Genomic DNA, 19,859 nt, shown 5'->3' with positions numbered 1-19,859 from the left:
GCCTTCGCGGGCAAGCCTCGCTCCTACAGATGCCTAATCGACCGCTTCGCTCTCCAGCGCTTCGTCGCGCTGCTCGCGATCCTTGCCCTTGGTTTTCAGCTCACTGACGATCACCGCCGCGACGATCAACCCGGCGCCGAGCAGCGCAATTGCTGGCAATCGCTCGCCGGCGAGGCGCCCTACGATCCCCGCCCACACAGGCTCGCCGGCATAAATCAGCGTCGCCCGAGTCGGCGAAACGCTCTTCTGCGCCCAGTTCATCGCCACCTGGATCGCCGCACTCGCCGCGCCCAGCCCCAGCGCGCTACCCAGCAATAACCAGGAAAAACCCGGAAGCACTTCCTGCGTCGGCACAACCATCAAGAACGCCAGCACCGACGTCACCGCCAGTTGCACCACGGTCACCCGCCGCACATCAACCTGACCGGCATAAGTGCTGATCAAAATAATCTCGGCGGCAATCGCCACGGTGCTGATCAACGTTGCGATCTCGCCGGGGCTGAAATCCAGCGAAGCGCCCGAAGGCCCGGACAACAGCATCAACCCAGTGAACGCCAACATGATGCCAATGCTCGGCATCAGCCCCGGCCGCTTGCCGAACACCAGCCATTGCAGCAACGGCACAAATGGCACGTAAAGCGCGGTAATAAAGGCTGATTGGCTGCTGGGAATGGTCTGCAAGCCAACCGTCTGCAAGCCGTAACCGAGCATGATTGCCACGCCAATAAAAGCGCCGGCCTTGAGCTCCAGCAGCGTCAGATCGCACAGGCTGCGCCAAGAGAACAGGGCAACGATGCACGCCGCCGCGGCAAAGCGCAGACCGACGAAAAACATCGGGCCGCTGACGGTCATCGCGTGCTGCACCAGCAAAAACGTGCCGCCCCAGATCATGGTGATCACCACCAGCACGCACTCGGCTTTGCTGAACCGCGAGAAACGAGAAGAAGCCTGAGGGGAATTCACCGACGTCATAACCTTGCGCGCTACCTGAGTGAGACGCACAATGCGCCCGAAGTTGCGCAGTATACTGCCCAACACCAGCGAGTGAGCAATATAGTGCACAAAGATTCCACCCCTCGAGCGTCGGTCCTGCAGCACGTTAGCCAGAACGTCCGGCGCCTGCGCCACGCTGCCGACATGAGCCAGACCGCGCTCGCCGAGAAATCCGGCGTCAGTCGGCGGATGCTGGTGGCCATCGAGGCCGGCGAGAAAAACGTCAGCTTGACCACCCTCGACCGCGTCGCCGAAGCGCTCGACGTCGCCTTCAGCGACCTGATCCAGGCACCCGATGTGCGCGACCCAAGCCGCATCAACGAAATCGCCTGGGCCGGCAGCATCCCCGGCAGCAAAGCGGTATTGCTCTCCAAAGCCACCGCGACCCGCGAAGTGGAGCAATGGGAATGGTGCCTGCAACCGGGCGAAGTCTACCCCTCGCAACCGGACGCCGATGGCTGGAGCGAACAACTTTATGTGTTCGAAGGTTGTCTGACCCTGATGCTGGGCGACACTGTGCAGAAAATCGCTGCCGGCGAGTTCTTCATGTTCGCCAGCAACCAGCCGCATTCCTATCGCAACGACGGCGAAGTGGCTGCGCGGTTTGTCCGTAACGTGGTGATTTAACTGTTTGCCGATCAACAGTGGATGAACAGATTGCTGGTTTGAAGCTGCAAGCGATTCTCTGATTGTTCCGTAAGCTTCTGAAATAATACGTTTTAAGATTCAGGCACGACTCCTGCAAATGCTCTGGGTAATCACCCGGAACCACGGAGTCGGCTCATGACAACTTCCCCCAGCAACGCCCACATCATCCGCTCGGACGCCGAAGCAATCGCCGTTGCGCACAAGCTTGCCGCGCGTTTTGCCGTCGAGGCCGGCGTGCGCGATCGCGAGCGCCGCTTGCCGATCAGCGAGTTGGACGAGTTCTCCGCCAGCGGCCTCTGGGGCATCACGGTGCCCAAGGAATACGGCGGCGCCGGGGTTTCCTACGTGACCGTCGCCGAAGTGATCAAGATCATTTCCGCTGCCGATTCGTCCCTCGGGCAAATTCCGCAGAACCACCTCGGCGTGCTCGACATCCTGTTGCAGACCGGCACCGAAGAGCAGAAGCGCTATTACTTCGGCAAAGCCCTGCAGGGTTACCGATTCGGCAACGCGTTCTCCGAAGCGAAAAGCAAAAACGCCGGAGCGTTTGAAACGCGCATACGTTTCGAGGCGGACACCGCGCAAATCGACGGCGAGAAGTTCTACTGCACTGGCGCATTGTTCGCGCATATCGTTCCGGCGGTCGGGGTCGATGAGGACAACAAGGCGTTCATTGCTTTCATCGAGCGCGACACTCCAGGGCTGACCGTAAACGACACGTGGGACGGTTTCGGCCAACGCACCACGGCCAGTGGTGGCGTGACGTTGAATGCGGTGAAAGTCCCGCGCAGCGCTGTGATTCCAGCGCACAAGGCGTTCGATGAACCGACCGCCGACGGCCCGATCTCGCAAATCATCCAAGCCGCCGTCGACACCGGAATCGCCCTCGGCGCCCTTGAAGAAACCAAACGTTACGCCCGTGAATCGCGGCCATGGATCGACAGTGGTCATGATCACGGCTGGCAAGACCCGTTCAGCATCGCCGCGATTGGCGAGCTCGAATGGCGCGTCCACGGCACCGAAGCGATCCTGAAAAAAGCCGGGCTGGCCGTCGATCAAGCGCTACTCGAGCCCAACGAAGACACGGTGGCGCATGCCTCGCTAGTGGTCGCGCAGGCCAAAGTGCTCTCGGCTGAAATCGCCTTGCTCGCCAGCAGCAAACTCTTCGAGTTGGCCGGCACCCGCTCGGTGCTCGGCAAATACAACCTCGATCGCCACTGGCGCAACGCCCGCACCCACACCTTGCACGACCCGGCGCGCTGGAAATTTCACCTGATCGGCAATTATTTGCTCAACGGCGTGAAACCCGCGCGCCACGCCTGGAACTGAGGACGTCACCATGAATGCCTTGACCCAACCGCTTAGCGCCGGGCAATCCCTGGCAAAAAGTCAGCACGACTTGCACAACGCCCGCAGCCTGTTTGACGCGACGTTGCGCCTGGTTCGCCAGCAAAAACAGGCCAGCGATGATCCGTTTGTGATTAGCCGGGTCGGCGATTTGCACATCCGTATCGAAGTCGCCGCTGCGCTGCTGGAGCGTGCTGAAGCGTTTCTCGACAGCGCTTTCGACGATACCGAAATCAGCGTTGCAATTGCCGAGTCGCACCTGGCCAGTGCCGATGCCCTGAATGCCGTGAGCAACGCCGAGTTCGAACTCACCGGCCAGCGCACCGCATTGCACGGATCACTTGAGGATCCGCTGCGCTGGAAACTGCATCTGATCGGCAACTTCCGCCTCAACGGCATTCATCCGCCGAGCGTGCGCGCACTTGAACAGGGAGCCGTTTGATGGCCCGTGAAATTCGTCTGAATGCTTTCGACATGAACTGCGTCGGCCATCAATCGCCCGGGTTATGGGCGCATCCACGGGATCGCTCGTGGCAGTACAAGGACCTCGAATACTGGACCGATCTGGCGAAGATCCTTGAGCGCGGCAAGTTCGATGGCTTGTTTATCGCCGACGTGCTCGGGATTTACGACGTCTACAACGGCAACGGTGACGCGGCGATTCGGCAGGCTGCGCAAGTGCCGGTCAACGATCCGCTGCAACTGATTCCGCCAATGGCGCTGGTCACGGAACACTTGGGTTTTGGCCTGACGGCGTCGTTGTCGTTCGAGCATCCGTATCCGTTCGCCCGACGCCTGTCGACGCTCGACCACCTGACCAAGGGCCGCGCCGGGTGGAACATCGTCACTTCTTATCTGGAGAGCGGAGCAAAGAATCTCGGGCAGAAGAATCAGACCGAACACGACGCGCGTTACGACTTCGCCGAGGAGTATCTGGAGGTTTGCTACAAGCTCTGGGAAGGCAGTTGGGAGGAGGGCGCGATCCTGCGTGATCGCGAGCGGCGGATCTTCAGTGACCCGAGCAAGATTCATGAAATCCAGCACGTCGGCAAACATTTTCAAGTGCCCGGTATTCACCTCTGCGAGCCGTCGCCGCAGCGCACGCCCGTGCTGTATCAGGCCGGCGCCTCGAGTCGTGGCAAGCAGTTTGCCGCCGAGCACGCCGAGTGCGTGTTTGTCGCGGCGCCGTCGAAAGTGCTGCTGAAGAAAACCGTCGCGGATATTCGTCGGCGGGCGGCGGAGGCGGGGCGCGACCCGCGCAAGATTCTGATCTTCAACCTGCAAACGGTGATTCTCGGCGAGACCGACGCCAAGGCTAAAGCCAAGTTTGAGGAATACAAAACCTGGGTCAGTTACGAGGGCGCGATGGCGCTGATTTCGGGCTGGACCGGGATTGATTTCAGCCGGTTCAAACCGGATGAACCGCTCAAGCACGTGCATACCAATGCGATTCAATCGGCGGTGGAAGCGTTTTCCACGGCCGATCCGAACAAGGTCTGGACACCGAATGAATTGGCCGATTGGGTCGGCATTGGTGGGTTTGGCCCGTTGTTTGTCGGCAGTCCGGAGACGGTGGCGGACCTGCTGCAGGAGTGGGTCGAGGACACCGATGTCGACGGGTTCAACCTGGCGTATGCGCTGACCCACGAAACGTTTGTCGACGCGGTGGAATTGCTGGTGCCGGAATTGCAAAAGCGCGGCGTGTACAAGACCGAATACGCGCCGGGGACCTTGCGCGAGAAGTTGTTTGGCGCAGGGCCGCGATTGCCGGACATCCATCCGGGCGCCGGGTATCGAGACTTGGCGGCGTTGCGGCAGCAGGAGAAACAAGCCGCATCGGCCTGAACCCTGTGGCGAGTGGGCTTGCCCCGATTGGGTCGCGAAGCGGTCCCTGACTTTTTTCTTCGCTCAACACCCTGCGTACAGGATTACGACTGCTGCGCAGCCGAACGGGGGCAAGCCCCCTCGCCACAGCCCATGAACAGGAGGTCAACCCATGAGCGTGCATGAACTCAAACGTCCGACCGTTGCCGATTCTGCCGAATGGCACGTCGAGGCACCGCTGGCCCTGGAGCAGTTGCGTCACTGGGGCCAGGTCAGTCCGTTGCACATCGCGCTGCGGCACAAACGCCACGGTCAGTGGTATGTCTGGCGCTGGATCGATGCCTTGCGCGATGTCGAGCGTCTCGCTGACGGCTTGCGCCAGCAGGGCTTTACCGAAGGCTCGCGACTGGCCCTGAGCGGTGCTTTCGAGCCGGATCTGTTGCTGCTGGCGTTAGCCGCCCGGCATGTTGGCGGCGAAGTGCTGACCTTGCCCGACACCCTCGACCCCGAGGCGCTGCGCAAAGTGCTGTGGCGCAGTCACCCGACGCACGCTTTTGTCCAAGGACGACAGACCCGACAACGCTGGCTCAACCACGGCCAGACGCTATTGAATTTCGCTGAACTGCTCGGCCCGGTCGAACCTGCGCAGCGCCTGCGCCTGAATATCAAAACGGCGCAGCTGTGGAGCGAAGAAAGCACCGCATGGCAGGACGGCCTCGGCGTGTTGCTCGACCAATGGCTGGCCAGCGGTCACGTCTTGGCATTCCCCGAAAGCCCCGGCAGCGCCAGTCGCGATCGCCGCGAAGTGGCGCCGTCCGGGCTGCTGTCCGCCGAGCGTCTGGACACCTTGGCCGGCGAAATCGAAAGCCGCCTCGCGCCACCAAACACCTGGCGCCGACGCCTCTGCGACTGGGCCATCGCCCACCCGGAGAAACCACTGCAACGCCTGATCAAAAACCGGGTGCGGCGCTTGCTCGGCTTTCACAACCTGCACTTTATCTGGCAAGCCACGCGCAGCCGCGACGTGCCCACCGCACCGACCTGGCTTGCCGAATTCAAACGGGACATCGCATGAGCTCGACCGAATCGATCCTCCAAGTCAGCGGCATTTCCCTGTCATTCAAAGGCGTGAAGGCGATCAACCAATTGTCCTTCGACGTGCGCAAGGGCGAAATCTGCGCATTGATCGGCCCTAACGGCGCCGGCAAAAGTTCGCTGCTCAATGTGCTCAACGGCGGGTATCGCTTCGATGCCGGTTCGATCATTTTCGAGCAGCAGCCGTTCAAGCGCATCGACCCGCTGACTGCCGCGCGCCGGGGCATTGGCCGCACGTTCCAGAACAACGCGCTGTTCAAGAAAATGAGCGTGATCGACAACATCCTTACCGGCCTGTCGCGGCACCTGCGCAGCAGCTTCATCGAACAAGCGCTGAACCTGCCGCGCGCGCGCCGCGAAGCCGCCGAATTCCGCCAACAGGCGCAAGGCATTCTGGAGTTTCTGGAACTGCAAGCGCACCGCGATGTGCCGGTCGGCAACCTCTCCTATGGCCTGCAAAAACGCGTCGAGTTGGGTCGCGCGTTGATCGCCGGGCCACGCCTGTTGCTGCTCGACGAGCCAATGGCCGGGATGAACGCTGAAGAGAAACAGGAAATGGCCCGATTTATCGCTGACATCAACCGCGACCTCGGCACCACCGTAGTGCTGATCGAGCACGACATGAGCGTGGTCATGGGCCTGTCCGACCATGTTGTGGTGCTCGATTACGGGAGCAAGGTCGGCGACGGCACGCCCGCCCAGGTTCAGGCCGATCCCGAGGTTATCGCGGCGTATCTGGGAGTGGTGCACTGATGACATTTTTCTTCGAAACCCTGCTCGGCGGCTTGCTCGCCGGCACCATGTACTCGCTGGTCGCCATCGGTTTTGTGCTGATCTACAAGGCCAGCGGCGTGTTCAATTTCGCCCAGGGCGCGATGCTGCTGTTCGCCGCGCTGACTTTTGTCAGCCTCCACGACCAAGGCATTCCGTTTGTGCTGGCGCTGTTGCTGACGGTGCTGGTGATGATCATCGGCGCGTTGCTGATCGAGCGGTTGGTGCTGCGGCCGCTGGTCAACCGTTCGCAAATCACCCTGTTCATGGCGACGTTGGGGCTGTCGTTCATCATCGAAGGGCTGGCGCAGGGCTTGATGGGTTCGCAGGTGCGGGCGCTGGATCTGGGCATCGACGACGTCCCGATTTTCATCGGGGCGATGATGGTCAGCCAGTTCGACCTGATCGCCGCCGCCGTTGCCATTGTGTTGGTCACGGTGCTGGCGCTGCTGTTCAACAAGACCCGGATCGGCGTGTCGCTGCGCGCGGTAGCGGACGACACCACCGCAGCCTTATCGATTGGCATCAACCTCAACCGTATCTGGCAGATCGTCTGGGCGGTCGCCGGGGTGGTCGGGCTGGTCGCCGGATTGCTCTGGGGCGCGCGCCAAGGGGTGCAGTTTTCCTTGTCGCTGGTGGTGCTCAAGGCTTTGCCGGTGTTGATCATCGGCGGTTTCACCTCGATTGGCGGGGCGATTGTCGGCGGGTTGATCGTCGGTGCCGCCGAGAATCTCGCCGAGGTGTACATCGGCCCGTTGATCGGCGGCGGCATCACGCCGTGGTTCGCTTACGTCCTGGCCCTGGCCTTCCTCTACATCCGTCCCGCCGGCCTGTTCGGCGAGCGCGCCATCGAGCGAGTCTGAAACCATGTCGATCTCCCTCACCCGCGAAACCGCGCCGTCAGTGTTGCTTCAGCGTCGTTTGCCGCTGGCCTTGAGCGCTTTGTTGTTGATCGCGTTTGTAATCGTGCCGCTGACCGGCAATGACTATTGGCTGAACGCAATTCTGATCCCGTTTCTGGTGCTGTCACTCGCCGGGCTCGGCCTCAACCTGCTGACCGGCTACACCGGCCAGACCTCGGTCGGCGCCGCCGGGTTCATGGCCGTCGGCGCGTTTGCCACTTATGGATTTCTGCTGCGTTTGCCGGAATTGGGCTTGCCGGTGGCATTGCTGGGCGGTGGATTGATCAGCGCCGTGGTCGGTTACGTGTTCGGTTTGCCGAGCTCGCGGATCAAGGGTTTTTACCTGATGGTCACGACGCTGGCCGCGCAGTTCTTCCTCGAATGGCTGTTCGTCAAATTCCCCTGGTTCTACAACTACGGCTCGTCCGGGACCATTTCCGCGCCGAAACTGGCGCTGTTCGGGCATGACCTCAACACCCCGGTCGGGCGTTATCTGCTGACGTTGACCACGGTGCTGTTGCTGACCTGGGTTGCGCTCAATCTGGTGAAAAGCCAGATCGGCCGCAACTGGATGGCGATTCGCGACATGGACACCGCCGCTGCGGTGATCGGCATTCCGGTGGTGCGCTACAAACACCTGGCGTTCGCCGTCAGCTCGTTCTACCTCGGCATTGCCGGCGCATTGTGGGCCTTCGCTTATCTGGGCACGGCCAGCGCCAGCAGTTTCGATATCAACCGGTCGTTCCAGATCCTGTTCATCATCATTATTGGCGGCATGGGCAGCATTGCCGGCAACTTCGTTGGCGCGGCGTTTATCAGTCTGTTGCCGATTCTGCTGAGCCATGCCGGGCAGGCGTTGTTTGGCGGTGCGGTGGATGCCGGGCAATTGCAGAACCTGCAAAAAATCATCTTCGGCGTGCTGATCATCCTGTTCCTGATCAAGGAACCGGAAGGCTTGATCCGTTTGCTGAGCAACTTTCGTCAACGGCTGAGTCACTGGCCGCTGCGCTTCTGAATTCCACATCTGATCAGAGAGAAACCATGCGTGCATCGTTGAAACGTTCGTGGGTGAGCGCCGCTCTGGCGCTCGCGATTTATGCCAGTGCGGCGCCGGTGGTCCAGGCCTCGCCCGACCAGCAGTTTTTCCCGTTGGCCACTTACCGCGTCGGCGCCTACGCCTCCAGCGGCGTGCAGGTGTGGGCTGGGATGCTCGATTACCTGAACTACATCAACGAGGTCGAGGGCGGGATCAACGGGGTCAAACTGGTTTGGCAGGAATGCGAAACCGAGTGGACGGCAGAAAAGGGTATCGAGTGTTACGAGCGCTTCAAAAATGGTCTGGACGGCGCGCCGGTGGCGATTTACGCACCCAACGGTGCACCGGCCGCGTATGCCCTGAGCGAGCGCGCCGAGGTCGACAAGATTCCGCTGGTGACCCTCGGTTACGGGCGCACCGAAGCCACCGACGGCACGGTGTTTCCGTACAACTTCCCGGTGATGCTGACGTTCTACAGCGAGGCATCGAGCCTGATCAATTACATCGCCCAGCGTGAGGGCGGATTCGACAAGCTCAAGGGCAAGAAGATTGCCACGGTCTATCACGACTCGGCGTACGGCCGCGAAACGCTCGGGCCGCTGAAGTTGTTGGCGCAGAAATACGGGTTCGAGAATATCCAGATTCCAGTCGCCGATCCGGGCAACGAGCAATCGGCGCAATGGCGGCAGATTCGCCAGGCCAATCCGGATTGGGTGTTCCTGCGCACGTGGGGCGTCTCGACGCCGGTGGCGGTGAAAACCGCTGCGCGTTTCGGTTTCCCGGTGGACCACATCGTCGGCGATATATGGGCCAGTTCCAGCGAAGACGTATTGCCCGCCGGCGCCGCTGCCAAAGGTTATCTGGCGCTGACGCCATACCCGGCCGGCACTGATTTCGAGATCCACAAACGCCTCAAGCAACACATCCTCGACAAGGGCAAAAGCGACCTCAAGGACCTGAAGAATTTCGGCAGCGTCTATTACAACTCCGGGCTTGTAAACGCGGCGGTGATGGTCGAGGCGATCCGCACCGCGCAGGGCAAATTCGGCAAGCGGCCGTTGAACGGTGAGGAAGGGCGCTGGGGTCTGGAACACCTGAATATTGACGACGCGCGGCTCAAGGACATGGGCTACCTGGGCCTGATGCAAAACCTCAAGTTGTCGTGCAAGGACCACGAGGGCGGCGGTTCGGCGCGGGTGCAGCAGTGGGACGGCGCCAATTGGACGCTGATCAGCGATTGGGTACCGGCGGATCGCGCATTGCTGCGGCCCTTGATCGATGAAAAATCCGCAGCGTTCGCCAAGGAAAAGGGCCTGACGCCACGCACTTGCACCGGGGATGAATAAGCCATGAACCACGCCGCCAGCGAGATTGCTGCCACCGATTTGCTGCAGGTCAAGGACATCGAAGTGATCTACGACGGCGCAATCCTCGCCGTGGCCGGGGTGTCCCTCGCGGTGCCCAAGGGCGGCATCGTCGCGTTATTGGGGGCCAACGGCGCCGGGAAAAGCACCACGCTGAAGGCAATTTCCGGACTGGTGCGCGCCGAACGCGCGCAAGTCAGTCGCGGCAGCATCGAGTTTCTCGGGCGCGATACGGCGGGCGTCGATCCCAGCGTGCGGGTGGGCCAAGGCATGGTGCATGTGCTGGAGGGTCGGCATGTATTCGCGCAACTGACGGTCGAGGACAATTTGCGCAGCGGCGGGTTTGTCCGGCGCTTGAGTCGGCAGGACATGGCGCGCGATCTGGAACGGATTTATGCCTGGTTCCCGCGCCTGAAAACCAAACGCAAAACCCAGGCCGGGCTGACCTCCGGCGGCGAGCAGCAAATGATTGCCATTGGCCGCGCGTTGATGACGCGGCCGACGCTGGTGTTGCTCGATGAGCCGTCGATGGGTTTGGCGCCGATTATCGTCCAGGAGATTTTCGAGATCATTGCCCAACTCAATCGCGACGAACAGGTGAGCTTCCTGATTGCCGAGCAAAACATTAATGTGGCGCTCAAGTATGCGTCGCACGCTTATGTGCTCGACACCGGGCGGGTGGTGTTGGCGGGCAGTGCCGAGGCGCTGTTGGCCCGGGGCGATTTGCATGACTTTTATCTAGGCAAACATTGACCGTGAGAGTGCGATGAATCCAACTTCCAGCGGACAGGCGACCGACGCCATCCGCCACGCAGACATCCTGATCATCGGCGGCGGCCTCAGCGGCGCAATGCTCGCGGCGCAATTGTTGCGGTTGCCCGGACAGCGCTCGCTGCTGGTCATCGAGCCACGCGCCGAACTCGGCCGGGGCGAAGCGTACAGCGCGGTCGAGTTGGGCCACACGCTGAACGGCAACGCGGCGCGCATGAGCGTCGACCCGGACAACGCCGATGATTTGACCCAATGGCTGACGCAGTACATTGCAGCGGGTGGTTGGCCGCAGTCGGATGAACAGGATGTGCCGGTCAGCGAGCTGTTTCCGCCGCGCGGGATTTTCGGCTTGTACGTGCAGCAGCGGTTGGCTGAGGCGCAGGAAGTGGGAGCGCTGAACGGTTCTACGGTTGAGCACGTGCGCGCGGAAGTGGTTGATCTGCTCGCGCAGGATGATTCGGTGCAGCTGACCTTGAGTGATGGCCAGCGGTTGCAGGGTGCTTTTGCGGTGTTGGCCACCGGGATGTTTGCTGCCGCGCGCACGCCGCAAACCGCGTCCAGCGGCGTCAATGCAGCGGCGCTGGACCCATGGGATGTCGCGGCGATGCGCCAACTGGACGCGCAATCGACGGTGTTGATCATCGGTTCCGGTTTGACCATGGTCGACGCCGTGGTGTCGCTGGAGCAGGCCGGGCATCGCGGGCCGATCGAAGTGTTTTCCCGACATGGATTGCTCCCGCATGTGCGGCGCCAACCGCCGGCCTGGGTGGATTTTCTTGCCGAGGACCAGAGTCTGCGCACGCCGCGTCAATTGGTCCGCGAGTTGCGCCGCCAATGTCGCGCGGCGCTCACCCAGGGCATCGACTGGCAAGCGCCTCTGGACACGGTGCGCGCGCACATCGGTCGCTTGTGGAGTCAGGCAACTGATCGGCAGCGTCGGCAATTCGTGCGGCACGTGCGGCCGTGGTGGGAAAGTCATCACCATCGCTCGCCGCCGCTCAGCGCCGAGTTGGTGGAGCGCTTGCACGGGGAGGGGCGGCTGCGTATTCACGCGGCGTCGTTCAAGGACCTGGCGGCGGATGGCAATGGCGGCGTGAATATTCGCATTCGGCGGCGCGGTGAGGCTGAGGAAGTAATTGTCAGCGGCGCGGCGTTGATCAATTCCAGCGGTATCGAATACGACTGGCGGCGCGTTGCCCGGCCATTGCCGCAGCAGTTGCTGGCGCGCGGGTTGATCCAGCCTGGGCCGTTGGCGTTGGGGATTGCGGCGACGGCGGATGGCGCGGTGCTGGAGGCTGACGGGCGGGTTGGCGGAAGGTTGTTTGCGATGGGGCCGCCGTTGCGCGGGATGTGGTGGGAAAGTACCGCGGTGACGGATGTCGCGAGTCAGGCGAAAGCGCTGGCGGCGCGGCTGGCTGGCGAAGGCTGAATCAAGTCTGTGGATCAAGACGCACCTGTGGCGAACGCGCTTGCTCGCGCTGGACTGCGCAACTGATCCCTTTTTCCACTCCAAAGGAGCGGGGGTCGCTGCGCAACCCGGCGCGAGCAAGCTCGCTCGCCACAGGTTTGGGGGTGGTCTTGAGTGCTTGTGGCGCCTGCCGGATCAAGCATCGATGCGCTGATGCTTGGTGCCGAACTCAGGACGGTTTTCCGCGACGTAGAGTTTGGTTTGTTCGGCGTTCTGCTGCAGATTGACGCTGCCTTTGCGTTCGGTGTCGATGCCGACAGTGTTCACGTTTTGAACCGCTTGCTGGCCGACTTTGACCGCAGCGATGGCTTGAGGCGCGGCCATGGCCGAAGTAGCGCCAAGGACGGTAAGGGCGAAGGTCAGACCAATAATGCTTTTCATGATGTTGCTCCAGAGAGTGGGAAGAAGATGTCGCCACTCTAGTGCTGGAACCGCACGATGAAAAAACACCCTTGCGCATAGTTGATATCGAGAGCGTTGATCCATGACTGCCGAATGCCTACCCGACAACCCAAGTCCCCCTGTAGGAGCGAGCCTGCTCGCGATGGCTGCGTAACATTCAACATCACATTCGCCTGGTAGGCCGCTATCGCGAGCAAGCTCGCTCCCACAATTGATCGGTGTCGGTCGCGATTTCTGTACCCAACGCACAACCCCTGTAGGAGTGAGCCTGCTCGCGATGGCTGCCTAACATTCGGCATCTCAGGCGCTTGGCAGACCGCTATCGCGAGCAGGCTCACTCCTACAATTGATCGGGGTCGGTCGCGATTTCTGTACCCAACGCACAACCCCTGTGGGAGCGAGCTTGCTCGCGATGGCTGTTTAACATTCGACATCACAGTCGCCTGTCAGACCGCTATCGCGAGCAGGCTCACTCCTACAATTGGTCGGTGTCGGTCGCGATTTCAGCGCTCAATGCAGAATCCGTGTGGGAGTGAGCCTGCTCGCGATGGCTGCTTAACATTCAACTGTTCTGTCGCGGGGCATACCGCTATCGCGAGCAAGCTCGCTCCCACAATTGATCGATGTCAGTCGCGATTTCAGCGCCCAATGCGGAACACCTGTAGGAGCGAGCTTGCTCGCGATGGCTGCTTAACATTCAACATCACATTCGCCTGGCATGCCGCCATCGCGAGCAGGCTCACTCCTACAATTGATCGGTGTCGGTCGCGATTTCAGCGCCCAATGCGGAACCCCTGTAGGAGCGAGCCTGCTCGCGATGGCTGCTTAACATTCGACATCTCAGGCGCTTGGCATACCGCTATCGCGAGCAGGCTCGCTCCTACAATTGATCGGTGCTGTATGGGCGGATTTGATCAGTAGCGCTGATATTTCGAGCCGAACTCCGGGCGGTTTTCCGCGACGACTACACCAGCCACCAGCGCATTCCCCGGGCTGACTTGCGCCACACGTTCACGCAATTCCTGCAGACGATCCGCGCCACCTTCAGCCACACGATTCTGCATCAGCCGATCCGAACCGCCCTCGGCCACACGTTCACGCAGTTCCTGCAGACGGTCGGCGCCGCCCTCGGCCACACGATTCTGTTGCAACCGGTCCGATCCACCCTCCACCAGCAGTTGCTGAACCGAAGCGTGAGAGCCTGTACTCGGGCTGTTTGCCGACGCCAGATTCGATAAACCTAAGCCGCCAACCAATGCGAGACCGAGTACCAGGGACGAGACTTTCGAGAAGTTGAACATGGGTGATTCTCCGTGCGTTTAAGTTGAGTGAGTCAGTAGCGCCGAGTAGCTCAGTGCTAGCTGGTGGTCACAGTTAAACGCCCGGGTGTATCGCTGATGTGTGCTTGGACGCCGCGAAATCGGCGGCAACGTATCTATCGGCGGTTCATATACACGCAGATACAAATCAACTCATGACGATGCGCCGAGCATCTCCACTGGGTAGGAAAACACGTAGCCCTCATTGCGCACGGTCTTGATGTAGGTGGATTCACGCGAATCATCCCGCAGCCGCTGGCGCAACCGGCTGACCAGCAAATCGATGGAGCGGTCGAACAGATCAGCGTCGCGGCCCTGGGTCAGGTTGAGCAATTGGTCGCGGCTGAGCACCCGTTGCGGATGATCGAGAAACACTCGCAGCAGACGATATTCGGCGCCGCTGAGGGCGACCATGGTGTCGTCCTCGTCGAGTAGATGGCGGGCGGTGGTATCGAGGCGCCAGCGACCAAACGCCAGCAGCCGACCGCTTTCGCTGATCAGCAGGTTCGGCGGCAGCATGCGCGTGCGGCGCAGCACGGCGTTGATCCGGGCCAGCAGTTCGCGGGCGGCGAACGGTTTGGTCAGGTAATCGTCGGCGCCCATTTCCAGGCCGAGGATGCGGTCGGTTTCATCGTTGCGTGCCGTGAGCATCAGGATCGGCGTGGCTTTGTGTTTGCCCGAGCGCAGTTCGCGGCACAGCAGCAAGCCGTCATCGCCGGGCATCATGATGTCCAGCACGATCAAATCCACCTGATTGGCCTCGAGGAAGCTGCGCATCTGCCGGCCGTCAGCCACGACGGTGGTGCGCAGGCCGTTTTTCTTCAGGTAATTGCCGACCAGCTCACGGATCTCGCGATCGTCATCGACGATCAGGATGTGGTCCACATGTTCCATCGCCCACCTCTTGTTATTCGCCTGATTCACCCGCCACAGCACATCCCCTTGCAGGAGCAAGCCCTCTCGCGAAAGCGACCCGGCCGCCCGCAGAAAGGTTCGCTGTGCATTTGTATCGCACTGTATCTCACCCACCGCTGGACACGTTAAGGGATGTTAGCCGTGGTTTTACGACACATGGCAGATACCCCAGAGCGTTTGAATAGCTTCCGTCAAGGCAATCAAAACTGCCTTCATTCGCAGCCTGAGGAGATCACCATGAACTGGAACACACTCGCCACCGCCAGCCTGTTCGCGGCCCTGAACGTCGCCGCGTTCTCGGCGCATGCCGATGTTAAAACCTCGACCCCGGTGGCGGCCAGCACGGCTATCAGCAAATCCGATTCGCTCGGCGCGCTCAAGCACGTCAAAGCCGGATTATTGGACGTAGCTTATGCAGAAGTCGGTCCTGCTGACGGCCCCGTGGTGATTCTGCTCCACGGCTGGCCTTACGACATTCACAGTTATAGCGACGTGGCGCCGCTGCTCGCAGCCAAGGGTTATCGGGTGTTGATCCCGTATGCGCGCGGTTATGGCGATACCCGCTTCCTCTCCGACAAAACCCTGCGCAACGGCCAACCGGCGGCGCTGGCCAGTGATGTCATCGATTTCATGGACGCGTTGAAGATCAACAAAGCCGTGCTCGGCGGCTACGACTGGGGCGCACGTTCGGCGGATATCGTCGCAGCGCTGTGGCCGGAGCGGGTAGAGGCGCTGGTGGCGGTCAGTGGTTATCTGATTGGCAACCAGGCTGCCGGGAAAACTCCGCTGCCGCCCAAAGCCGAGTTGCAATGGTGGTACCAGTTCTACTTCGCGACAGAGCGTGGCGAGGCCGGTTATGCGAAAAATCGCCATGACTTCGCCAAGTTGATCTGGCAAACCGCGTCGCCGAAATGGACCTTTGACGACGCCACGTTCGACCGCAGCGCGGCGGCACTGGACAACCCGGATCACGTCGCCATCACCGTATTCAACTATCGCTGGCGTCTGGGTATGGTCAAGGGCGAAGCGCAATACGAAGCGCTGGAACAACGGCTGGCCAAGGCACCCGACATCAGCGTGCCGACCATCACTCTGGAAGGCGACGCCAATGGTGCGCCGCACCCGGCCGCCGAAGATTACGCCAAACGCTTCACCGGCAAATACCAATACCGGCTGATCAGCGGCGGCATTGGCCACAACCTGCCGCAAGAAGACCCGCAAGCCTTCGCCAACGCGGTGATCGACGCGGATCAACTGTAAACAGGCGTGTTCAGGGAGTGTAATCAACCCACTTGATACCCATTCATTCAGCCAACCCCACATCCCGCCCCAGTTAACAAAAGATAACGTGGCGTCGATTGTCAGACCTTTCCAAACCCCGATAGGATAGGCCAGCTTCCGAAGGGGCTCTAGATTGCGCGTTTCAGGACCATGTTTCAGGACTATGCTCCAAAAACAGCCAATCTCGCAGCGCACCCTTACGGCGCCCTGAAAGGTTGAACGACCTAACAATAATAATGGGGGAAGGTCTATGAGTGAGCCTGTCATGGGTGTGGGTATCTGCCGCCCGCCGGCATTACGCAAAATCGCGTTGCTGGCTACAGCGCTCTCGCTGTTGGGCTGTGCGGCATGGTCGATGCCGGTGCTTGCCGCCGACGCGCCGCCGGCCGATCTGGTGCATTCCGTGGAATCCGCCAAAGCCGCCAAAAGTCTGATGCTCGACGTCGTCCACGCCGGCAAGCGCCTGGTGGCGGTCGGTGATCGTGGGCACATTCTGTATTCCGATGACCAGGGCAACACCTGGACCCAAGCCAAAGTGCCGACCCGGCAACTGCTCACCGCCGTGTTCTTTGTCGATGATCAACACGGCTGGGCCGTTGGGCATGACGCGCAAATCCTCGCCAGTGAAGACGGCGGCGTCACCTGGACCAAACAATTTGAAGACCTGAAACGCGAATCGCCGCTGCTCGACGTCTGGTTCAAAGACGTCAACAGCGGCTTTGCCGTGGGTGCGTACGGCGCGTTGCTGGAAACCATCGACGGCGGCAAGCACTGGGAAGACGCCAGTGATCGTCTCGACAACGAAGATCAGTTCCACCTCAATGCCATCGCGGCGGTCAAGGACGCCGGGCTGTTCATCGTGGGCGAGCAGGGCAGCATGTTCCGCTCCGCCGACTGGGGCCAAACCTGGGAAAAACTCGAAGGCCCGTACGAAGGTTCGCTGTTCGGCGTGATCGGCACCGCTCAGCCCAACACCCTGCTGGCCTACGGACTGCGCGGCAACCTGTACCGCTCCAGCGATTTCGGCAGCAACTGGGAACAGGTCGATCTGCAGGCTGCGCGCGGCTCGCTGGAATTCGGCTTGTCCGGCGCTACGCTGCTCGACGACGGTTCGATCGTGATCGTCGGCAACGGCGGCTCGGTGATCAGCAGCAGCGACAACGGCGAAACCTTCACTGTGTTCAATCGCCCGGACCGGATTTCGGTGTCGGCGGTGACGGCTGCGGGCAATGGAAACTTGATTCTGGCAGGACAGGGCGGCGTTCGCGCCACTTCGCCAACCGGCGCCGAGCTCAGCAAATAAGCCGGGCCACATAATAAGAAGGGCGGAGACATGACATCCATGACAAGTCATCACCAAGACAAGGCGACGTTTCTCGAACGCCTGATCTTCAACAACCGGCCGGCAGTGATCACCATCTGCCTGCTGGTGAGCATTTTCCTGTTCTGGCAGGCCACGCTGATTCGGCCGTCCACCAGTTTCGAAAAAATGATCCCGCTCGAGCATCCGTTCATTCAAAAGATGATGGAGCACCGCAACGATCTGGCGAACCTCGGTAACACCGTGCGGATCTCGGTTGAAGCCACCGACGGCGACATTTTCTCCAAGGAATACATGGAGACCCTGCGTCAGATCAACGACGAAGTGTTCTACATTTCCGGCGTCGACCGTTCCGGCCTCAAGTCGTTGTGGAGCCCGAGCGTGCGCTGGACCGAGGTGACGGAGGAGGGTTTTGCCGGCGGTGAAGTGATCCCGCAGAGCTATAACGGCTCCCAGCAAAGCCTCGATCTGCTGCGCAACAACGTGCTCAAATCCGGCCAGGTCGGGCGTCTGGTGTCCAACGACTTCAAGTCGAGCATCGTCGATATTCCGCTGCTGGAGTCGTACCCGGACCCAGCGGATCAGGGCAAATTGCTCGCGCTGGACTACCGCAAGTTCTCCCACGAACTCGAAGACAAGATCCGCGACAAGTTTGAAAAACAGAACCCCAACGTGCAGATCCACATCGTCGGTTTCGCCAAGAAAGTCGGCGATTTGATCGACGGTCTGGTGATGGTGGTGATGTTCTTCGGCATTGCCTTCGTCATCACTTTGATCCTGCTGTACTGGTTCACCAACTGCATGCGCAGCACCGTGGCGGTGTTGAGTACGACGCTGGTGGCGGTGGTCTGGCAGCTCGGTTTGATGCACTTTTTCGGTTTTGGCCTCGATCCGTATTCGATGCTGGTGCCGTTCCTGATCTTCGCCATCGGTATTTCCCACGGCGTGCAGAAAATCAACGGCATCGCTTTGCAATCCAGTGAAGCAGACAACGCGCTGACGGCGGCGCGGCGGACTTTCCGGCAGCTGTTCCTGCCGGGGATGATCGCGATTCTTGCGGATGCGGTGGGTTTCATCACGCTGCTGATCATCGACATCGGCGTGATCCGTGAACTGGCGATCGGCGCGTCCATCGGCGTGGCGGTCATCGTGTTTACCAACCTGATCCTGCTGCCGGTGGCGATTTCCTATGTCGGCATAAGCAAGCGTGCGGTCGAGCGCAGCAAGAAGGACGCGCACCGCGAACACCCGTTCTGGCGCCTGTTGTCGAACTTCGCCAGCCCCAAGGTTGCGCCGATTTCGATTGCCCTGGCCCTGATCGCGTTCGGCGGCGGCCTCTGGTACAGCCAGAACCTGAAAATCGGCGACCTCGACCAAGGCGCGCCGGAGTTGCGTCCCGACTCGCGCTACAACAAGGACAACAACTTCATCATCAGCAATTATTCGACCAGTTCCGACGTGTTGGTGGTGATGGTCAAGACCAAGTCCGAAGGCTGCTCGCGCTATGAAGCCATGGCGCCGATTGACGAGCTGATGTGGAAGATGCAGAACACCGAGGGCGTGCAGTCGGCGATTTCGCTGGTGACCGTGTCCAAGCAGATGATCAAAGGCATGAACGAGGGCAACCTGAAATGGGAAACCCTGTCGCGCAACCCGGACGTGCTGAACAACTCCATCGCCCGTGCGGACGGTCTGTACAACAACAGTTGCTCGTTGGCGCCGGTGCTGGTGTTCCTCAACGACCACAAGGCTGCCACGCTGGACCGCGCAGTGCATGCGGTGCAGGAGTTCGCCAAGGAAAACAACAAGGACGGCCTGGAATTCATCCTCGCGGCCGGTAACGCCGGGATTGAAGCCGCGACCAACGAGGTGATCAAGGAATCCGAGCTGACCATCCTGATCCTCGTTTATATCTGCGTCGCGACCATGTGCATGATCACCTTCCGTTCCTGGGCGGCAACCTTGTGCATCGTCTTGCCGCTGGTGCTGACCTCGGTGCTGGGTAACGCACTGATGGCGTTCATGGGCATCGGTGTCAAAGTGGCGACCCTGCCGGTGGTGGCGTTGGGCGTGGGGATTGGCGTCGATTACGGCATCTACATTTACAGCCGACTGGAAAGCTTCCTGCGCGCCGGGCTGCCGTTGCAAGAAGCCTATTACCAGACCCTGAAGTCGACCGGTAAAGCCGTGCTGTTCACCGGTCTGTGCCTGGCCATCGGCGTGTGCACCTGGATTTTCTCGGCGATCAAGTTCCAGGCTGACATGGGCCTGATGCTGACCTTCATGTTGCTGTGGAACATGTTCGGCGCGCTGTGGCTGCTGCCAGCGCTGGCGCGTTTCCTGATCAAACCGGAGAAACTGGCAGGGCAGAAGGGCAACTCGTTGTTCGCTCACTAAGCCTC

At 60.7% G+C, this 19,859-nt stretch carries 18 protein-coding genes; 14 read left to right on the top strand and 4 right to left on the bottom strand.

The window, feature by feature from the left end; genetic code table 11:
- Positions 1 to 33: 33 nt before the first annotated feature.
- Positions 34 to 1,062: a DMT family transporter gene (locus FBY12_RS05790; protein ID WP_145251903.1), complete on the bottom strand. Its 1,029-nt coding sequence runs from the start codon at positions 1,060 to 1,062 to the stop codon at positions 34 to 36.
- On the opposite strand from FBY12_RS05790, the gene FBY12_RS05785 reads away from it, so the two are divergent.
- The 11 genes from FBY12_RS05785 (at position 1,057) to FBY12_RS05735 (ending at position 12,180) form a co-directional block, all read left to right on the top strand.
- Complete coding sequence (locus FBY12_RS05785) at positions 1,057 to 1,620, top strand: helix-turn-helix domain-containing protein (RefSeq protein ID WP_145251900.1); 564 nt, start codon at positions 1,057 to 1,059, stop codon at positions 1,618 to 1,620. The two genes, FBY12_RS05790 and FBY12_RS05785, sit on opposite strands and share 6 nt — an antisense overlap.
- Positions 1,621 to 1,776: 156 nt before the next feature.
- Entirely contained in the window at positions 1,777 to 2,970 is a 1,194-nt protein-coding gene (locus FBY12_RS05780) for an SfnB family sulfur acquisition oxidoreductase (RefSeq protein WP_121733082.1), read from the top strand.
- Between the two features lie 10 nt (positions 2,971 to 2,980).
- The gene (locus FBY12_RS05775) at positions 2,981 to 3,430 is read left to right on the top strand and encodes an acyl-CoA dehydrogenase (RefSeq protein WP_145251898.1); all 450 of its coding nucleotides are present in this window, start codon (positions 2,981 to 2,983) and stop codon (positions 3,428 to 3,430) included.
- Complete coding sequence (locus FBY12_RS05770) at positions 3,430 to 4,833, top strand: LLM class flavin-dependent oxidoreductase (RefSeq protein WP_145251896.1); 1,404 nt, start codon at positions 3,430 to 3,432, stop codon at positions 4,831 to 4,833. Before FBY12_RS05775 ends, FBY12_RS05770 begins: the two co-directional genes overlap by 1 nt.
- A 151-nt stretch (positions 4,834 to 4,984) precedes the next feature.
- A complete protein-coding gene (locus FBY12_RS05765) occupies positions 4,985 to 5,887 on the top strand; it encodes an AMP-binding protein (RefSeq protein ID WP_145251894.1) in 903 nt (300 codons plus the stop codon).
- Positions 5,884 to 6,660: an ABC transporter ATP-binding protein gene (locus FBY12_RS05760; RefSeq protein ID WP_145251892.1), complete on the top strand. Its 777-nt coding sequence runs from the start codon at positions 5,884 to 5,886 to the stop codon at positions 6,658 to 6,660. Before FBY12_RS05765 ends, FBY12_RS05760 begins: the two co-directional genes overlap by 4 nt.
- Positions 6,660 to 7,541, top strand: coding sequence for a branched-chain amino acid ABC transporter permease (locus tag FBY12_RS05755; RefSeq protein ID WP_145251890.1), 882 nt, complete (start codon positions 6,660 to 6,662; stop codon positions 7,539 to 7,541). The genes FBY12_RS05760 and FBY12_RS05755 overlap by 1 nt, the downstream gene beginning before the upstream one ends.
- 4 nt (positions 7,542 to 7,545) lie before the next feature.
- Positions 7,546 to 8,595 carry a branched-chain amino acid ABC transporter permease gene (locus FBY12_RS05750; RefSeq protein WP_145251888.1) on the top strand — a complete coding sequence of 350 codons (1,050 nt, stop codon included), beginning with the start codon at positions 7,546 to 7,548 and terminating at the stop codon, positions 8,593 to 8,595.
- Between the two features lie 26 nt (positions 8,596 to 8,621).
- Complete coding sequence (locus FBY12_RS05745; RefSeq protein ID WP_145251886.1) at positions 8,622 to 9,962, top strand: ABC transporter substrate-binding protein; 1,341 nt, start codon at positions 8,622 to 8,624, stop codon at positions 9,960 to 9,962.
- A 3-nt stretch (positions 9,963 to 9,965) separates the two neighbouring features.
- Positions 9,966 to 10,733 carry an ABC transporter ATP-binding protein gene (locus FBY12_RS05740; RefSeq protein ID WP_121733089.1) on the top strand — a complete coding sequence of 256 codons (768 nt, stop codon included), beginning with the start codon at positions 9,966 to 9,968 and terminating at the stop codon, positions 10,731 to 10,733.
- Positions 10,734 to 10,746: 13 nt separating this feature from the next.
- Positions 10,747 to 12,180, top strand: a complete 1,434-nt coding sequence (locus FBY12_RS05735; protein ID WP_145251884.1) for an FAD/NAD(P)-binding protein — start codon at positions 10,747 to 10,749, stop codon at positions 12,178 to 12,180.
- 174 nt (positions 12,181 to 12,354) lie between these two features.
- On the opposite strand, the gene FBY12_RS05730 is transcribed toward FBY12_RS05735, so the two are convergent.
- The 3 genes from FBY12_RS05730 to FBY12_RS05715 form a co-directional block, all read right to left on the bottom strand.
- On the bottom strand, positions 12,355 to 12,600 hold the full coding sequence (locus tag FBY12_RS05730; RefSeq protein WP_121733091.1) for a hypothetical protein: 246 nt from the start codon (positions 12,598 to 12,600) through the stop codon (positions 12,355 to 12,357).
- 935 nt (positions 12,601 to 13,535) lie between these two features.
- A complete protein-coding gene (locus FBY12_RS05720; RefSeq protein WP_145251882.1) occupies positions 13,536 to 13,922 on the bottom strand; it encodes a hypothetical protein in 387 nt (128 codons plus the stop codon).
- Positions 13,923 to 14,093: 171 nt separating this feature from the next.
- Entirely contained in the window at positions 14,094 to 14,834 is a 741-nt protein-coding gene (locus FBY12_RS05715) for a response regulator (RefSeq protein WP_092280586.1), read from the bottom strand.
- A gap of 258 nt (positions 14,835 to 15,092) precedes the next feature.
- On the opposite strand from FBY12_RS05715, the gene FBY12_RS05710 reads away from it, so the two are divergent.
- From FBY12_RS05710 to FBY12_RS05700, 3 genes are all read left to right on the top strand, one after another.
- Positions 15,093 to 16,115, top strand: a complete 1,023-nt coding sequence (locus FBY12_RS05710; RefSeq protein WP_145251880.1) for an alpha/beta fold hydrolase — start codon at positions 15,093 to 15,095, stop codon at positions 16,113 to 16,115.
- A gap of 271 nt (positions 16,116 to 16,386) precedes the next feature.
- The gene (locus FBY12_RS05705; RefSeq protein WP_145251878.1) at positions 16,387 to 17,439 is read left to right on the top strand and encodes a YCF48-related protein; all 1,053 of its coding nucleotides are present in this window, start codon (positions 16,387 to 16,389) and stop codon (positions 17,437 to 17,439) included.
- 39 nt (positions 17,440 to 17,478) lie between these two features.
- Positions 17,479 to 19,854 carry an RND family transporter gene (locus tag FBY12_RS05700; RefSeq protein ID WP_371918724.1) on the top strand — a complete coding sequence of 792 codons (2,376 nt, stop codon included), beginning with the start codon at positions 17,479 to 17,481 and terminating at the stop codon, positions 19,852 to 19,854.
- Positions 19,855 to 19,859: the final 5 nt, after the last annotated feature.

The organism is Pseudomonas sp. SJZ131 (assembly GCF_007828705.1).
GTDB classification, from domain to species: domain Bacteria; phylum Pseudomonadota; class Gammaproteobacteria; order Pseudomonadales; family Pseudomonadaceae; genus Aquipseudomonas; species Aquipseudomonas prosekii.
Note: the sequence above shows the minus strand (reverse complement) of the source record. Positions and strands in the feature narration are given on the sequence as shown.

What these genes read in the sequence shown, in the direction of transcription:
- FBY12_RS05780 (WP_121733082.1), top strand. Translation starts at nt 1,777, where the DNA reads ATGACAACTTCCCCCAGCAACGCCCACATCATCCGCTCGGACGCCGAA.
- FBY12_RS05775 (WP_145251898.1), top strand. Translation starts at nt 2,981, where the DNA reads ATGAATGCCTTGACCCAACCGCTTAGCGCCGGGCAATCCCTGGCAAAA.
- FBY12_RS05770 (WP_145251896.1), top strand. Translation starts at nt 3,430, where the DNA reads ATGGCCCGTGAAATTCGTCTGAATGCTTTCGACATGAACTGCGTCGGC.
- FBY12_RS05765 (WP_145251894.1), top strand. Translation starts at nt 4,985, where the DNA reads ATGAGCGTGCATGAACTCAAACGTCCGACCGTTGCCGATTCTGCCGAA.
- FBY12_RS05760 (WP_145251892.1), top strand. Translation starts at nt 5,884, where the DNA reads ATGAGCTCGACCGAATCGATCCTCCAAGTCAGCGGCATTTCCCTGTCA.
- FBY12_RS05755 (WP_145251890.1), top strand. Translation starts at nt 6,660, where the DNA reads ATGACATTTTTCTTCGAAACCCTGCTCGGCGGCTTGCTCGCCGGCACC.
- FBY12_RS05750 (WP_145251888.1), top strand. Translation starts at nt 7,546, where the DNA reads ATGTCGATCTCCCTCACCCGCGAAACCGCGCCGTCAGTGTTGCTTCAG.
- FBY12_RS05745 (WP_145251886.1), top strand. Translation starts at nt 8,622, where the DNA reads ATGCGTGCATCGTTGAAACGTTCGTGGGTGAGCGCCGCTCTGGCGCTC.
- FBY12_RS05740 (WP_121733089.1), top strand. Translation starts at nt 9,966, where the DNA reads ATGAACCACGCCGCCAGCGAGATTGCTGCCACCGATTTGCTGCAGGTC.
- FBY12_RS05735 (WP_145251884.1), top strand. Translation starts at nt 10,747, where the DNA reads ATGAATCCAACTTCCAGCGGACAGGCGACCGACGCCATCCGCCACGCA.
- FBY12_RS05730 (WP_121733091.1), bottom strand. Translation starts at nt 12,600, where the DNA reads ATGAAAAGCATTATTGGTCTGACCTTCGCCCTTACCGTCCTTGGCGCT.
- FBY12_RS05720 (WP_145251882.1), bottom strand. Translation starts at nt 13,922, where the DNA reads ATGTTCAACTTCTCGAAAGTCTCGTCCCTGGTACTCGGTCTCGCATTG.
- FBY12_RS05715 (WP_092280586.1), bottom strand. Translation starts at nt 14,834, where the DNA reads ATGGAACATGTGGACCACATCCTGATCGTCGATGACGATCGCGAGATC.
- FBY12_RS05710 (WP_145251880.1), top strand. Translation starts at nt 15,093, where the DNA reads ATGAACTGGAACACACTCGCCACCGCCAGCCTGTTCGCGGCCCTGAAC.
- FBY12_RS05705 (WP_145251878.1), top strand. Translation starts at nt 16,387, where the DNA reads ATGAGTGAGCCTGTCATGGGTGTGGGTATCTGCCGCCCGCCGGCATTA.
- FBY12_RS05700 (WP_371918724.1), top strand. Translation starts at nt 17,479, where the DNA reads ATGACAAGTCATCACCAAGACAAGGCGACGTTTCTCGAACGCCTGATC.